The sequence below is a fragment of the Nonomuraea candida genome (assembly GCF_000725485.1).
GTDB classification, from domain to species: Bacteria; Actinomycetota; Actinomycetes; order Streptosporangiales; family Streptosporangiaceae; genus Nonomuraea; species Nonomuraea candida.
Genome location: NZ_JOAG01000013.1, coordinates 15663 through 29521 on the forward strand (window position 1 = coordinate 15663; position 13859 = coordinate 29521).

At 71.5% G+C, this 13859-nt stretch carries 13 protein-coding genes; 8 read left to right on the forward strand and 5 right to left on the reverse strand.

All coding sequences use genetic code 11. The features are described 5' to 3' along the window. Nucleotides 1–12 precede the first annotated feature (12 nt). Nucleotides 13–993: an alpha-ketoacid dehydrogenase subunit beta gene (locus tag IO39_RS13540; protein ID WP_043621446.1), complete on the reverse strand. Its 981-nt coding sequence runs from the start codon at nucleotides 991–993 to the stop codon at nucleotides 13–15. Next, nucleotides 990–2081 (reverse strand): pyruvate dehydrogenase (acetyl-transferring) E1 component subunit alpha, encoded by a 1092-nt coding sequence (gene pdhA / locus IO39_RS13545; protein WP_043621450.1) that lies wholly within the window; start codon nucleotides 2079–2081, stop codon nucleotides 990–992. Before pdhA ends, IO39_RS13540 begins: the two co-directional genes overlap by 4 nt. 227 nt (nucleotides 2082–2308) lie before the next feature. On the opposite strand from pdhA, the gene purS reads away from it, so the two are divergent. The 7 genes from purS (at nucleotide 2309) to IO39_RS13580 (ending at nucleotide 10776) form a co-directional block, all read left to right on the forward strand. After that, nucleotides 2309–2554, forward strand: coding sequence for a phosphoribosylformylglycinamidine synthase subunit PurS (gene purS / locus IO39_RS13550; RefSeq protein ID WP_043621453.1), 246 nt, complete (start codon nucleotides 2309–2311; stop codon nucleotides 2552–2554). Nucleotides 2555–2773: 219 nt separating this feature from the next. Continuing rightward, complete coding sequence (locus tag IO39_RS13555; protein ID WP_052422843.1) at nucleotides 2774–3160, forward strand: ATP-binding protein; 387 nt, start codon at nucleotides 2774–2776, stop codon at nucleotides 3158–3160. A 217-nt stretch (nucleotides 3161–3377) separates the two neighbouring features. Continuing rightward, a complete protein-coding gene (gene purQ, locus IO39_RS13560) occupies nucleotides 3378–4058 on the forward strand; it encodes a phosphoribosylformylglycinamidine synthase subunit PurQ (protein WP_043621459.1) in 681 nt (226 codons plus the stop codon). Then, complete coding sequence (purL, locus tag IO39_RS13565) at nucleotides 4055–6304, forward strand: phosphoribosylformylglycinamidine synthase subunit PurL (RefSeq protein ID WP_043621462.1); 2250 nt, start codon at nucleotides 4055–4057, stop codon at nucleotides 6302–6304. Before purQ ends, purL begins: the two co-directional genes overlap by 4 nt. Nucleotides 6305–6508: 204 nt before the next feature. Continuing rightward, nucleotides 6509–8530 (forward strand): adenylate/guanylate cyclase domain-containing protein, encoded by a 2022-nt coding sequence (locus tag IO39_RS13570; protein ID WP_052422844.1) that lies wholly within the window; start codon nucleotides 6509–6511, stop codon nucleotides 8528–8530. A 33-nt stretch (nucleotides 8531–8563) separates the two neighbouring features. Beyond that, nucleotides 8564–9226 carry a Crp/Fnr family transcriptional regulator gene (locus IO39_RS13575; protein WP_043621465.1) on the forward strand — a complete coding sequence of 221 codons (663 nt, stop codon included), beginning with the start codon at nucleotides 8564–8566 and terminating at the stop codon, nucleotides 9224–9226. Nucleotides 9227–9306: 80 nt separating this feature from the next. Then, nucleotides 9307–10776 carry an MFS transporter gene (locus IO39_RS13580; protein WP_052422845.1) on the forward strand — a complete coding sequence of 490 codons (1470 nt, stop codon included), beginning with the start codon at nucleotides 9307–9309 and terminating at the stop codon, nucleotides 10774–10776. Between the two features lie 73 nt (nucleotides 10777–10849). Here IO39_RS13580 and IO39_RS13585 read toward each other — a convergent pair whose 3' ends face one another. Beyond that, complete coding sequence (locus IO39_RS13585; protein ID WP_043621468.1) at nucleotides 10850–11596, reverse strand: methylenetetrahydrofolate reductase; 747 nt, start codon at nucleotides 11594–11596, stop codon at nucleotides 10850–10852. 10 nt (nucleotides 11597–11606) lie between these two features. Further along, nucleotides 11607–11792 carry a hypothetical protein gene (locus IO39_RS54330; protein ID WP_157548288.1) on the reverse strand — a complete coding sequence of 62 codons (186 nt, stop codon included), beginning with the start codon at nucleotides 11790–11792 and terminating at the stop codon, nucleotides 11607–11609. Here IO39_RS54330 and IO39_RS13590 point away from each other — a divergent pair. Then, complete coding sequence (locus IO39_RS13590; protein WP_043621471.1) at nucleotides 11791–11997, forward strand: hypothetical protein; 207 nt, start codon at nucleotides 11791–11793, stop codon at nucleotides 11995–11997. The two genes, IO39_RS54330 and IO39_RS13590, sit on opposite strands and share 2 nt — an antisense overlap. On the opposite strand, the gene IO39_RS13595 is transcribed toward IO39_RS13590, so the two are convergent. Next, nucleotides 11958–13838, reverse strand: a complete 1881-nt coding sequence (locus IO39_RS13595; RefSeq protein ID WP_043621474.1) for an ABC transporter ATP-binding protein — start codon at nucleotides 13836–13838, stop codon at nucleotides 11958–11960. The genes IO39_RS13590 and IO39_RS13595 overlap by 40 nt on opposite strands. Nucleotides 13839–13859 lie beyond the last annotated feature (21 nt).

Here is a 13859-nt window from a genome sequence, read left to right on the forward strand (position 1 = left end):
GCGCCTGCCTCCTCAGTAGCCGAAGGCCCGGTCGACGGCGTCGAGCACCCGGTCCAGGTCGGGCAGGTAGTGCTCTTCCAGCTTGGACGGAGGGTAGGGGGTGGAGAAGCCGCCGGCCCGCAGGACGGGCGACTCCAGGTGGTAGAAGCACTGCTCGGTGATCCGGGCGGCCAGCTCGGCGCCGAAGCCGCTGTTGACGGGCGCCTCGTGGACGACGACGACCCGGCCCGTACGGCGGGCGGACTCCATCACCACCGGCTCGTCGAGCGGGTTGAGCGAGCGCAGGTCGATGACCTCCAGCGAGCGCCCGTCGTCCTCGGCCGCCGTGGCCGCCTCCAGGCAGGTCTTGACCATGGGCCCGTAGGCCAGCAGCGTGGCGTCGGCGCCGGGCCGCACGACCTTGGCCGCGTGCAGCGGCGGCCACCAGTCGGTGGCGGTGGTGTCGACGTCGGCCTTCTCCCAGTAGCGGCGCTTGGGCTCGAAGAAGAGCACCGGGTCGTCGCTGCGGATGGCCTGCTGGATCATGGTGTAGGCGTCGGCCGGGTTGGAGCAGGCGACGACGCGCAGGCCGGCGGTGTGGGTGAAGTACGCCTCGGGCGACTCGCTGTGGTGCTCGACCGCGCCGATGCCGCCGCCGCAGGGAATGCGTACGACGACCGGCAGCTTGATCGCGCCCAGCGAGCGCATCGGCATCTTGGCGAGCTGCGTGATGATCTGGTCGGCGGCCGGGAACACGAACCCGTCGAACTGGATCTCGCACACCGGCCGGTATCCGCGCAGCGCCAGCCCGATCGCGGTGCCGATGATGCCCGACTCGGCCAGCGGCGTGTCGATGACGCGGTCCTCGCCGAAGTCCTTCTGCAGACCGTCGGTGACCCGGAACACGCCGCCCAGCTTGCCGACGTCCTCGCCCATGATGAGGACCTTCGGGTCGTCCTCCATGGCCTTGCGCATGCCCTCGTTCAGGGCCTTGGACAGACTCAGGATGGTCACTTCTCGAACCCCTCCAAGTAAGCGGCGAACTCGGCGCGCTCCCGGTCGATCAGGGGGTGGGGTTCGCGGTAGACGTGGTCGAAGATGTCGAGCGGCTCGGGGTCGGGCATGGCCAGGCAGCGCCGGCGCAGGTCGGCGCCGAGCTGATCGGCCTCGGCGTCGATGGCGTCGAAGAACGCCTGGTCGGCCTGCTCGTTGCGGAACAGGTAGGCCTTGACCCGCTCGATCGGGTCCTTGAGCTTCCACGCCTCCAGCTCGCTGGCCACGCGGTAGCGCGTGGGGTCGTCGGTGGTGGTGTGGGCGCCCATCCGGTACGTGTACGCCTCGATGAGCGTCGGCCCCTGCCCCGTACGGGCCGCTTCGAGCGCCTTGCGCGTCACCGCGAGGCAGGCGAAGACGTCGTTGCCGTCGACCCTGATCCCGGGGAACCCGAACCCGGAGGCGCGGCGGTAGAGCGGGATGCGGGTCTGCTTCTCCAGCGGCTCGGAGATGGCCCACTGGTTGTTCTGGCAGAAGAACACGATGGGCGCGTTGAACACGCTGGCCCAGATGAACGACTCGTTGACGTCACCCTGGGAGGTGGCGCCGTCGCCGAAGTAGACGATCGTGGCGGCGCTGGCGTCGTCGCGCTGGATGCCCATCGCGTAGCCGACCGCGTGGAGCGTCTGGCTGCCGATCACGATCGTGTAGAGGTGGAAGTTGTGCTCCTTGGGGTCCCAGCCTCCGTGGTTGACGCCCCTGAACAGGCCCAGCAGCTTCACCGGGTCGACGTCGCGGCACCACGCCACGCCGTGCTCGCGGTAGGTGGGGAAGGCCATGTCGGCGTCGGTCAGCGCGCGGCCGGAGCCGATCTGGGCGGCCTCCTGGCCCAGCAGCGAGGCCCAGATGCCCAGCTCGCCCTGGCGCTGCAGCGCCACGGCTTCCAGGTCGACGCGCCGGACGAGCACCAGGTCGCGATAGAGCGACCGGATCTCCTCCGGAGTCAGGTCGATGTCGTAGTCGGGATGCTCGACTCGCTCTCCCTCGGGGGTGAGCAGCTGAACGAGCTCAGGAGGTGCCCCTGCACCGCTTGAGGCGTCCATGGTCATGCGCCACTCCTGCTGGTCGGGGCCGGATGTCGATGGGGTTGCCACCTTAGGCCAGCCTTACTAACGACGAACCCTGAGGTGGGGGTTCATACGCTTTTGGGGCCATCGTGGCAGACATCACAGCCCTGTGCGCAAGCCCCATGTCCTCCCCGTTCCCGTTGTATCGGCGACCACACGCGCCGGTAGGCTGTGCTTCCCATCCACCCACCGCTCCCAGGAGGAACGCAGTGGCCCGCGTCATCGTGGACGTCATGTTGAAGCCCGAGATCCTCGATCCGCAGGGCCAGGCCATCGCCAGGGCGCTGCCCCGGCTCGGCTTCTCCGGCGTCTCCGCCGTGCGGCAGGGCAAGCGCTTCGAGATCGAGCTCGACGGCCCGGCCGACGAGGCGGCGCTCGCGGAAGTGCGCAAGATGGCGGAAACGCTGCTGGCGAACACCGTCATCGAGGACTACAGCGTCCGGGTCGAGGGCTAAGGCACATTTGCCGCCCCGATTTCCCCTGGGGCGGTTAAAGCCGGGTTGCGACGTGCCACAATGCCACGGGCTTGCCAACACTAAATAACAACAACGTGATTTTGCGGTTAGCCCCGTTTTCTCAGGGAAACCTACTCCAGGTGACATTCCGGCGCCCGGAGGAGTCCGGTGGATATTGAGTTCTCGTTGGCACTGCCTCGGGATGCGGTCGGCATACCGATGGTCAGGCGGGTGCTGGGCGATGCCATGCGTTCACTCAACGTGAGTGAGACCTGCATCGCCGACATGCTGCTCGCCGTCTCCGAGGCATGCTCCAACGCGGTCCGGCACGGAGGGCCGGCCAATCGGTACGAAGTCACGGCCGCCATCGGCGCCGGCCAGTGCGACGTGCGCGTGGCCGACAGCGGCGAGGGCGTCCCGACGATGCCGCCGCAGTTCCCGCCTCCCGACACCGAGAACGGCCGCGGCATGCTGATCATGCGCTCCGTGGTCGACGAGATCTCCTTCGGCGTCACGCCGGGCCGCGGCACCACGGTCCACCTGCGCAAGCTGCTCGCCTGGGACGACGGCGCCGACGCCCGTCCCCGCGAGCTGGCCGCGGTCTGACCGCCCGCGAGCCGGGGACCCGCGCACAGCGGGATGACCGCCGCGAGCCGGGGACCCGCGCGCACAGGGGTCTGACCGCCCGCGAGCCGCGGACCTGGGCGCACGCCCGACGGCCGAGCCGATGCCGACCATCGGGGAGCACCCGATAACCTGGTGAGACCGCCGTCCACCCCGATGGGACGGTGGCGCGCGCATTCCTCCGGAGGGGACGACAGTCATGAGCGCTGCCCGTGTGGGCGTTGTCACGTTTCCAGGAACTCTCGACGACCAGGACGCGGCCAGAGCCGTGCGCCTCGTGGGCGCGGAGGCGGTCCCGTTGTGGCACGCCGACCGCGACCTGAAGGGGGTCGACGCCGTCTTCCTGCCCGGCGGCTTCTCCTACGGCGACTACCTGCGCTGCGGCGCCATCTCGCGCTTCGCGCCGCTCATGGACGACCTGGTCCCGGCCGCCAGGGCGGGGCTGCCCGTGATCGGCACCTGCAACGGGTTCCAGATCCTGTGCGAGGCGCACCTGCTGCCCGGCGCGCTGACCCGCAACGCCTCGCTCCACTACGTGTGCCGTGACCAGCGGCTCAAGGTCGAGCAGACCGAGACCGCGTGGACCGGCGCGTTCGAGCGGGGCCAGGAGATCGTGCTGCCGATCAAGCACGGCGAGGGCCGCTACGTGGCCTCCGAGGACACGCTGGCGGCGCTGGAGGCGGGCGGCCACGTGGTGTTCCGCTACGTCGGCAACCCCAACGGCTCGCTCAACGACATCGCCGGCATCCGCAACGAGGCGGGCAACGTGGTCGGCCTCATGCCGCACCCCGAGCACGCCGTCGAAGAGCTGGTCGGCGCCCCGAGCACCGACGGCCTCGGCATCTTCGCCTCCGTCCTCAAGAACCTGGTGAACGCATGACCGACAGCGTGAAGCGGGCGGCGGAGACCCCCGACGAGCCGATGCCCTTCGCCGAGCTGGGGATGAAGCAGGACGAGTACGACCGGGTCAAAGAGATCCTGGGCCGCCGTCCGACCGGCTCCGAGCTGGCCATCTACAGCGTCATGTGGTCCGAGCACTGCTCGTACAAATCGTCCAAGGTGCACCTGAGGCAGTTCGCGACCAAGGCGCCCAAGTCCGAGGCGCTGCTCGTGGGCATGGGCGAGAACGCCGGCGTGGTCGACATCGGCGACGGCTGGGCGGCCACGTTCAAGATCGAGTCGCACAACCACCCGTCCTACGTCGAGCCGCACCAGGGCGCGGCCACCGGCGTCGGCGGGATCGTGCGCGACATCATGTCCATGGGCGCGCGCCCGATCGCCGTCATGGACGCGCTGCGCTTCGGCGCCGCCGACGCCGTGGACACCCGGCGGGTGCTGCCCGGCGTGGTGGAGGGCATCAGCAGCTACGGCAACTGCCTGGGCCTGCCCAACATCGGCGGCGAGGTCGTCTTCGACCCCTGCTACATCGGCAACCCGCTGGTCAACGCCCTGTGCGTGGGCCTGCTGCGCAAGGACCAGATCAAGCTGGCCACCGCGCCCGGCCCCGGCAACAAGGTCGTGCTGTTCGGCGCGTCCACCGGCCCCGACGGCATCGGCGGCGCGTCGGTGCTGGCCAGCGCCACGTTCGAGGACGAGTCGCAGGCCAAGCGGCCCGCCGTGCAGGTGGGCGACCCGTTCATGGAGAAGCTGCTCATCGAGTGCTGCCTGGAGCTCTACGCCGCCGACGTGGTCGTCGGCATCCAGGACCTCGGCGCGGCCGGCGTCTCCTGCGCCACGACCGAGCTGGCCGCCAAGGGCACCGGCGGCATGAAGGTGGACCTCAACCTGGTCCCACTGCGCGACCCCTCGCTCAGGCCCGGGGAGATCCTCATGAGCGAGTCGCAGGAGCGGATGATGGCCGTCGTCCGCCCCGACGACATCCCCGCGTTCATGGCCATCTGCGAGAAGTGGGACGTGCCCGCCACCGTCATCGGCGAGGTCACCGACACCGGCCGCCTGGTCATGACCTGGGACGGCGAGGTCATCGTGGACATCCCGCCGGGCACCGCCGCCGACGAGGGCCCGGTCTACGAGCGGCCCTTCCACGAGCCCGCCGGGCAGGCCGCGCTCAACGCCGACACGCCCGACCGGCTGGCCCGGCCGGAAGACCTGCGGGCCACCCTGCTCAAGCTGCTCGGCTCGCCCAACCTGGCCTCCAAGGAGTGGGTGACCAACCAGTACGACCGCTACGTGCGCTCCAACACCGTGCTGGCCCAGCCGGCCGACGCGGGCGTGCTGCGCGTGTCGGAGGTGATGGAGGGCGCCGAGCCGACGACGCGCGGCATCGCGCTGTCCACCGACGGCAACGGCCGCTACGCCAAGCTCGACCCGTACGCCGGGGCGCAGCTCGCGCTCGCCGAGGCCTACCGCAACGTGGCCGTGACCGGCGCGCAGCCGCTGGCCGTCACCAACTGCCTCAACTTCGGCTCCCCCGAGGACCCCGAGGTCATGTGGCAGTTCGCCGAGGCCGTGCGCGGCCTGGCCGACGCGTGCCGCACGCTCGGCGTGCCGGTCACCGGCGGCAACGTCTCCTTCTACAACCAGACCGGCTCCACGGCCATCCACCCGACGCCCGTCGTGGGCGTGCTGGGCGTCATCGACGACGTGGCCAGGCGGGTGCCGTCGGGCTTCGTCGCCGACGGGCTGCGGGTCGTGCTGCTCGGCGACACCGCCGAGGAGTTCGGCGGCTCCGAGTGGGCCCACGTCGAGCACCACCACCTGGGCGGGCTGCCGCCCCGGGCCGACCTGGAGGCCGAGCGGGCGCTGGCCACCGTGCTGGTCGAGGCGGCCCGCAGGGGGCTGCTGGAGGGCTCGCACGACCTCTCCGACGGCGGGCTGGCCATCGCGCTGGCTGAGTCGTGCCTGGCGCATGGCGTCGGCGCGACGGTCGAGCTGACCGGCGACCCGTTCACCGACCTGTTCAGCGAGTCCGCCTCGCGGGCGCTGGTCGTCGTGCGGCCCGAGTCCTACGACGAGTTCGCCTCGCTGTGCGGGCGCCACGACGTGCCCTGCTACGGGCTCGGGATGACCGGCGGGTCGTCGCTGGTCGTCCGCGACGTCTTCGAGGTCTCCGTCGAGGACCTGCGGGAGACCCACACGGCGGCGCTTCCCGCGCTGTTCGGCTGATCCCGCGCGATCCGGCTGATCCCGCACGGGATCAGCCGATCTCGCGCCGTTCAGCCGAACTCACGCCGTTCGGCTGAGCTTCGTCGGCGAAAGGGCCGGCACGGAAATCTCCGTGCCGGCCCTTTTCCGGCCGGCCCGTTGTCCGTCGCGCCGGTGAGTAAAAGGACGCGTTGGAGACGTGGCGTCCCGCGTGATAATCGGTCTGTGCCCACCCCCGGTCCCACCCCTTACCTGCCCAAGGCGACGCAGCCCGTGCGCGGCGTGGTCTGGGCCGTCCATCTGGCCCTTCCCCTGCTCGGGCTCTGGCTGCTGCTGGCCCAGCCCGACCTCAACGTCTTCTGGCAGCACAACGCCAGCCATTTCTGGCTGATCCTGCTGGTGGCCGGCGTCAACGTGGTGCTCGGCGCGCTCATCAGCGAGGCGTCACGGCGGCGGCAGGACGCCCGGCTGTTCCTGGTCTCCATGGTCTTCCTGAGCAGCGCCGGGTTCTTCCTGCTGCACGGCCTGGCCACGCCGCGGATCATCCTGCCCGCCGGCTCCGTGGGCTTCGACATCGGCCAGCAGGTGGGGCTGTCGATCGCGGCGCTGTTCGCCTTCGCCTCGGCGCTGCCGCTGGACGACAGGGCCGCCAGGGCGGTGCTGGCGTCGCAGCACTTCGTCCGCGCCGCGCTGGCCGGGATCATGCTGCTGTGGGGCGTCACATCACTCGTGCCCGGCCTGACGCAGCTCAGCGAGCCGCCGCAGGTCTCGCCGATGGGCTGGCTGGCGTGGGGGTCGGTGCCCGGCCTGCTGCTGTACGCCGCGGCGAGCGTGATGATGTTCCTGCTGCACCGGCGGCGGCCGTCGGCCATGCTGATCAGCCTCATCACCGCCTACGCGCTGCTGGCCGAGTCCATGGTCGCCGGGATGTCCCAGCTCAACTGGCACCTGTCCTGGTGGGAGTGGCACATCCTGCTGACCCTGGCCTTCGTCTTCGTGGCCTACAGCGCCTACCTGCAGTTCCGGCGGGAGGGGTCGAGCGCGGGCCTGTTCGACTCGGTGGCGCTGGCGGAGACCGTGGCGCGCATCAGGCGCGACTACGACGAGGCGCTGGAGGAGATGGTCGAGCACGTACGCCGGGGCGAGCCGCTGGCCGCCACCCGGCTGTCGGGCAAGTTCCGGCTCAACGAGGGGCAGGCCGCGGTGCTCGACCGGGCCGGGCAGGCGCTGGCCCAGGAGCGGGAGCTGTCGGAACGGCTGGCCGCGCTGGTGGCGGTGAGCGCCCAGACCAAGGTGGGGCTGCCGGAGGAGCAGTTGCTGACGGTGTCGCTGGAGCGGGTGCGGCAGGCGTACGGGGACGTCAAGATCGCGCTGGTCTCGGAGGGGAAGACGCAGATCGGCTCGCGGCACTACGAGTTCACCGGCGGCGACCCGATCAGGCGCGACCGGCTCCTGGCCTTCCCGCTGACCGTCAAGGGCAACCTGGCGGGCGTGCTGGAGGTGCCGATCGGGCGCACCAGCCAGGACGAGGCGCTGGCCGCGACGCTGGCCGGGCAGCTCTCGCTCTCGCTGGAGAACGCCCGCCTCTACCAGGAGCTGCACACCCTCTTCCACCAGTACATGTCGCCCGACGTGGCGCACGCGCTGCTCGCCGACCCGGCGCAGGCGGAGCTGGGCGGCCGGCTCAAGGAGCTGACGGCGCTCTTCGCCGACCTCAAGGGCTTCACCACGTTCTCCGAGAAGGTCGCGCCGGGCGAGATCGTGGAGATGCTCAACCGCTATCACACGGCCGCCGTGCCCCGCATCCTCGACAACGGCGGCACGATCGTGCAGTTCGTCGGCGACGCGCTGCTGGCGCTGTTCAACGCCCCCGCCAACCAGGCCGGGCACGCGCGGGCGGCCTGCACGGCGGCGCTGGAGATGCAGCGGGCCGCGGCCGAGATCGCCGAGGAGATGGCCTGGAAGGTCGACGGCGTCGAGTGGCCGACGTTCCGGGTGGGCGTCAACACCGGGCCCGCGCTGGTGGGCAACATCGGCAGCCCCGAGCTGCGCGGCTTCAACGCGATGGGCGACGCCGTGAACGTGGCCGCCCGGCTCCAGACCCTGGCCGAGCCGGGCACGGTGGTGATCGGCGAGACGACCTACCGGCAGCTGGGCGGGGGCGCGAAGGTGCGGGCTCTGGGACCGCTCAGCCTCAAGGGCAAGGAGGAGCGGGTGGCGGCGTACGTTCTGACGGAAATGACATAGAAGGCCGGTGCCCGTACCGACATAATCGGGCGCATGGACCCAGAGCCCGGAGAGTTCCTCACCATGCTGAACGCCGAGGAGGTCGAGGACCTGCGCTCGGCCGGCCGGCTGCGGCGCTGGGACCGGGGCACGACCATCATGACCGAGGGCGACACGTCCGACTGGGTGCTCGTGCTGCTGGAGGGGCGGGTCAAGTGCTCCTCCCACACCAGCGGCGGCACCGAGGTGGTGCTGGCCGTCCGCGGCCCGGGCGCGCTGCTCGGCGAGCTGTCGGCCATCGACGGCTCGCCCCGCTCGACCACGGTGACCGCGCTGGAGCCGATCTCCGGCATCGTGGTGCGTGACTTCACCTCCTTCCTGGAGACGCACGGGCGCATCGCCGTCCTGCTCATGAGGCTCGTCAGCGGCAAGCTGCGCGACGCCGACAGGAAGCGCATCGAGTACGGCGCCTTCGACACCACCGGCCGGGTCGCCACCCGGCTGCTGGAGCTGGCCGACCGGTACGGCGAGCAGACCACCAGCGGGGTGCGCGTGGCACTGCCGCTGTCGCAGGACGAGCTGGCGGGCTGGACCGGCGCCTCCCGCGAGGCCGTCAGCAAGGCGCTGCGCTCGCTGCGCGACCGGGGGCTGATCGAGACCGGGCGGCGGCGCGTGGTGATCCACGACCTCGAAGGGCTGCGCAAGCGGGCCAGGTGACCCCGTCCCGTCTTATGGCGTCGTGCGCCATGTGACCCCTGGTACAAAACGGACGTACGTCGTACGTCATAGTGAGAGGCATGGTCGCGGTCACCCCCCAAGACGACGCCCGCCTCCGCTACGCCTGGCGAGTGTGCGCGGTCACCAGCCTGGGCCTCATCCTCATCGGCATCGCCGGCAGCACGCTCAACGTGGCGCTGCCCACGGTGGTGCGGCACTTCCACGCCGACGCGACGGGGTCGAGCTGGATCCTGCTGTCGTTCCTGCTGGTCAACACCGCCAGCCTGGTGTTCTTCGGCCGGGTGGCCGACCTGCTCGGCAGGCGTGAGGTCTACCTGGCGGGCTTCGCCCTGTTCACGCTGGCCTCGCTGCTGGCCGGGCTGTCGCCCGACGTCTGGTTCCTGATCGCGATGCGCGTGCTCCAGGCCGTCGGCGCCGCGATGATCCTGGCGAACGGGACCGTGATCATCACCGACGCGTTCCCGCCCGACCGGCTCAGCCAGGGCATGGGCGTCTACATCGGCACGCTCTCGGTGGCCCAGCTCCTGGGCCCCACGCTGGGCGGCCTGATCGCGGAGACGGCCGGCTGGCAGTGGATCTTCTGGGTGAACGTGCCGGCCGGGCTGGTGGCGCTCGGCGTCGGCGCGGCGATCCTGCGCAAGATGCCCAGGCAGCCCAGGGAGCCGGTGGACGCGCTGGGCAACGTGCTGGTGTTCGCGGCGCTGTCGGCGCTGCTGCTGGCGCTGTCGTCGGCGGGGACGAGCGGGCCGTTCAGCCCCGTGGTGCTGACCGGGGTCGGCGTGTTCGCGGTGCTGGTGCCGCTGATCTACCTGGCCGAGCGGCGCGCCCCCAACCCGGTGCTGGACCTGCGGCTGTTCGGGGGGCGGCTGCTGGCCTGCGCGAACCTGGCCTCGTTCTGCAACGCGCTGGCCCGCTCGGCGCTGATCCTCGTGGTGGCGCTGTACTTCCAGGCGGCCAGGGGGGTGGACGCGTTCGCCGCCGGGCTCAGCGTGCTGCCCGTGCCGGTCGGGATCGGGCTGGCCTCGCCCCTGGTGGGCATGCTGGGGCGCCGCGTGTCGCCGTACGCGCTGTCGATCGGGGGCGCGGTGCTGAGCGCGGCCGGGCTCGGCACGCTGCTGCTGACGGCCGATCCGGCGACGCCGTACTGGGTGATCGGGATCGGGCTGTTCGTGGCGGGGTGCGGCAGCGGGACGTTCCTGACCGGGAACACCACGCAGGTCATGGGGGCGCTGCCGAGCGGCAGCCTGGGAGTGGTCAACGGGTTCCGCGTCATGGTGATGAACGTCGGCATCGTGATCAGCGTCGGCCTGTCGCTCAGCGTCCTGACCGCCTCGGTGGGGCCCGAGCTGCGGGCCCAGGTGTACGCGGGAACCCTGTCCAGGCTGTCACCGGTGGCGGTGGGGCAGCTCATGGACGGGTTCCGGGTGGCGTACGCGGTGCTGTTCGGGGTGGCGCTGCTGGGCGCGGTGCTGGCGGCCCTGGCCCGGCCGGGGCGGGCCGCGGCCGGGCGGGACCCGGCGCCGCGGTAGCCCGGCAGGCGGGCGCCAGAAAGCGAGTGTCGGAGAGCGGGCGCCAGAAGGCGGGTGTCAGAGAAGGCGGGTGTCAGAAAGCGCCGGCCAGGCGGGCCTCGACGTCGCGGTAGCGGGAGACGGGCACCAGGTGCACGCCCGCGAAGGCCCCGGAGTCGCGCAGCGCGAGCACCTGCTCGCAGGCCGCCTCCACCCCCGCCATGCGGTCGGCCGCCACCTTGTCGACCAGCTCCTCGGGCAGGGCGATGTCGGGGATCGCGCTGGACAGCAGGCGGGCGTGGTTGGCGCTGGCCAGGACCATCACGCCGGCGTAGACGGGCACCTCCACCGGGTGCGCCTCCCGCCATCTGAGCTGGGCCTCGACCGAGAAGCTCACCTGGGAGAACAGGAGGTCGGCCGTGCGCTTCCAGGCCGGCAACGGCCGCAGCGCGGCGGCCGCGCCCAGGCGGAAGCCCGGCGAGAAGGCCCGCGCCTCCTCGATCATCGACCGCACGGTCAGGTCGCTCGTCCGGTTGCCGCTCGTGGGCTTGTCGCCGTAGACGAACAGGAACTGGTCCACGCCGTACGCCGCCGCCGTCAGCAGGTCGCGCCGGAAGCCCAGCAGGTTGCGGTCGCGCGAGTTGAGGCAGGCGATGCCGCGCCCGCCCATCGCCTCGACCTCGTGGGCGACGGCCACGCTGGACACGGTCGCGCGGCCGATGTGGTTGTCGGGGATGAGGAAGGCATGGGCGATCTTGCTCAGGGTGCCGATCTGGTGCCTGACGTGCTTCAGATCGGGTCTGGTGGGCGGTTCGATCTCGCAGATCAGCTCAAAGGGCATGTCCGGGACTCTAACGCCTGCCGGCCAGGGCTTCTATGCCCGCGAGCACGAGATCGACTCCGAACGTGTCGTACAGTTCCGGGGCCATCGCCCCGGCCAGCGGGCCCGCCATTTCCACAAGGTGTGGATAACGCTCCTGCGGCAGCGCCTGCAGGCCTGCCCGCTTGAGCCTGACCCGTTCCTCGTATCCGGGCATGGCCTGCCCGTGCACCGGCAGGCAGAGCGGCAGCGGCCTGCCCCAGCCGGCCGCCTTCCTCGACGCCTACCAGTTCACGCTCGTCGTCGCGGCGGTCGTGGTGGTGGCGGGGATCCCGGTCGCGCTCTACGCGCTGCGCTCCCGGCCCGCCACCCCTGACGAGCCTCAGGCCGCCGCCCCCGCCACCGTGGGGTCCTCGAACTGAGTGCGGTACAGCTCCTCGTAGCGCCCGCCGGCGGCGAGCAACTCGGCGTGCGTGCCCCGCTCGACCACCCGCCCGTCCTCGACCACCAGGATCAGGTCGGCGGCGCGGACCGTGGACAGCCGGTGCGCGATCACCACGGCGGTCCGGCCGGCCAGCGCCTCGCCCAGCGCCGCCTGCACGGCCGCCTCGGAGGTGGAGTCGAGCGCCGCCGTGGCCTCGTCGAGGATCACCACGCGCGGCCTGGCCAGCAGCAGCCGGGCGATGGTCAGGCGCTGGCGCTCGCCGCCCGACAGCCGGTAGCCGCGCTCGCCCACCACGGTGTCGAGCCCGTCGGGCAGCGACTCGATGAGCGGGGCCAGGCGGGCGCGGGTGAGCGCGTCCCAGATCTCCGCCTCGCCCGCCTCCGGCCTGGCCAGCAGCAGGTTGGCGCGGATGGTGTCGTGGAAGAGGTGGCCGTCCTGGGTGACCATGCCGAGCGTGTCGCGGATCGAGGCGGCGCTCAGGTCGCGCACGTCCACCCCGCCGAGCCGTACGGCGCCCGAGTCGACGTCGTAGAGCCGGGGCAGGAGCTGGGCGATCGTGGACTTGCCCGCGCCCGAGGAGCCGACCAGCGCCACCATCTGCCCCGGCTCGGCCCGGAACGACACGCCGTGCAGCACCTCGACGCCGCCGCGCGTGTCGAGCGCGGCCACCTCCTCCAGCGAGGCCAGCGAGACCTTGTCGGGCGAGGGGTAGGCGAAGCGCACGTCGTCGAACTCGACCGACACCGGGCCCTCCGGCACCTCGCGGGCGTCCGGCTTGTCCTGGATGAGCGGCTTGAGGTCGAGCACCTCGAAGACGCGCTCGAAGCTGACGACCGCGCTCATCACGTCCACGCGGGCGCTGGCCAGGGCGGTCAGGGGCGCGTACAGGCGGGTGAGCAGCATGGCCATCGACACCAGCGCGCCGGGGGCGAGCTGGCCGGCCAGGGCGTAGAAGCCGCCGAGCCCGTACACCAGGGCCAGCGCCAGCGCCGACACCAGCGTCAGCGCGGTGACGAAGGCCGACTGGGTCATGGCCGAGCGCACCCCGATGTCGCGCACCCGGCGGGCCCTGGCGGCGAACTCGGCCGACTCGCGGTCGGGCCGGCCGAACAGCTTGACCAGCGTCGCGCCGGGCGCCGAGAACCGCTCGGTCATCTGCGTGCCCATGGCCGCGTTGTGGTCGGCCGCCTCGCGCCGCAGGCGGGCGATCCTGGTGCCCATCCGCCGCGCGGGCAGGATGAACACGGGCAGGAGCAGCAGCGCCAGCAGCGTGATCTGCCAGGAGATGCCGATCATGGCGACGAGCGTGAGCAGGAGGGTCACGATGTTGCCCACCACGCCGGACAACGTGTCGGTGAAGGCCCGCTGCGCCCCGATCACGTCGTTGTTCAGCCGGCTGACCAGCGCGCCGGTGCGGGTGCGCATGAAGAACGCGACCGGCATCCGCTGCACGTGGTCGAAGACGGCCGTGCGCAGGTCGAGGATCAGGTCCTCGCCCAGGCTCGCCGACAGCCACCGGTTCACCAGCCCGAGCCCGGCCTCCGCGACCGCCAGCCCGGCGATCAGCAGCGCCACCGTGACCACCACGCCGAGCGGCTCGGCGTTGAAGATGGCGTCGACCACCCGGCCGGCCAGCAGCGGCGCGCCCACTGCCAGGCCCGACAGCACCACGCTGAGCAGCAGGAACAACGTCAGCTTGCGGCGGTGGGGGCGGGCGAAGCCGGCGATGCGCCGGAGCGTCGCCCTGGAGACAGAGCGACGCTCCGGTCGGTTGTTCATCGAGTACAGCTGGTGCCAGGCGGTCATCTCCATGCTCATGGCATGGACGTTACGACCTCA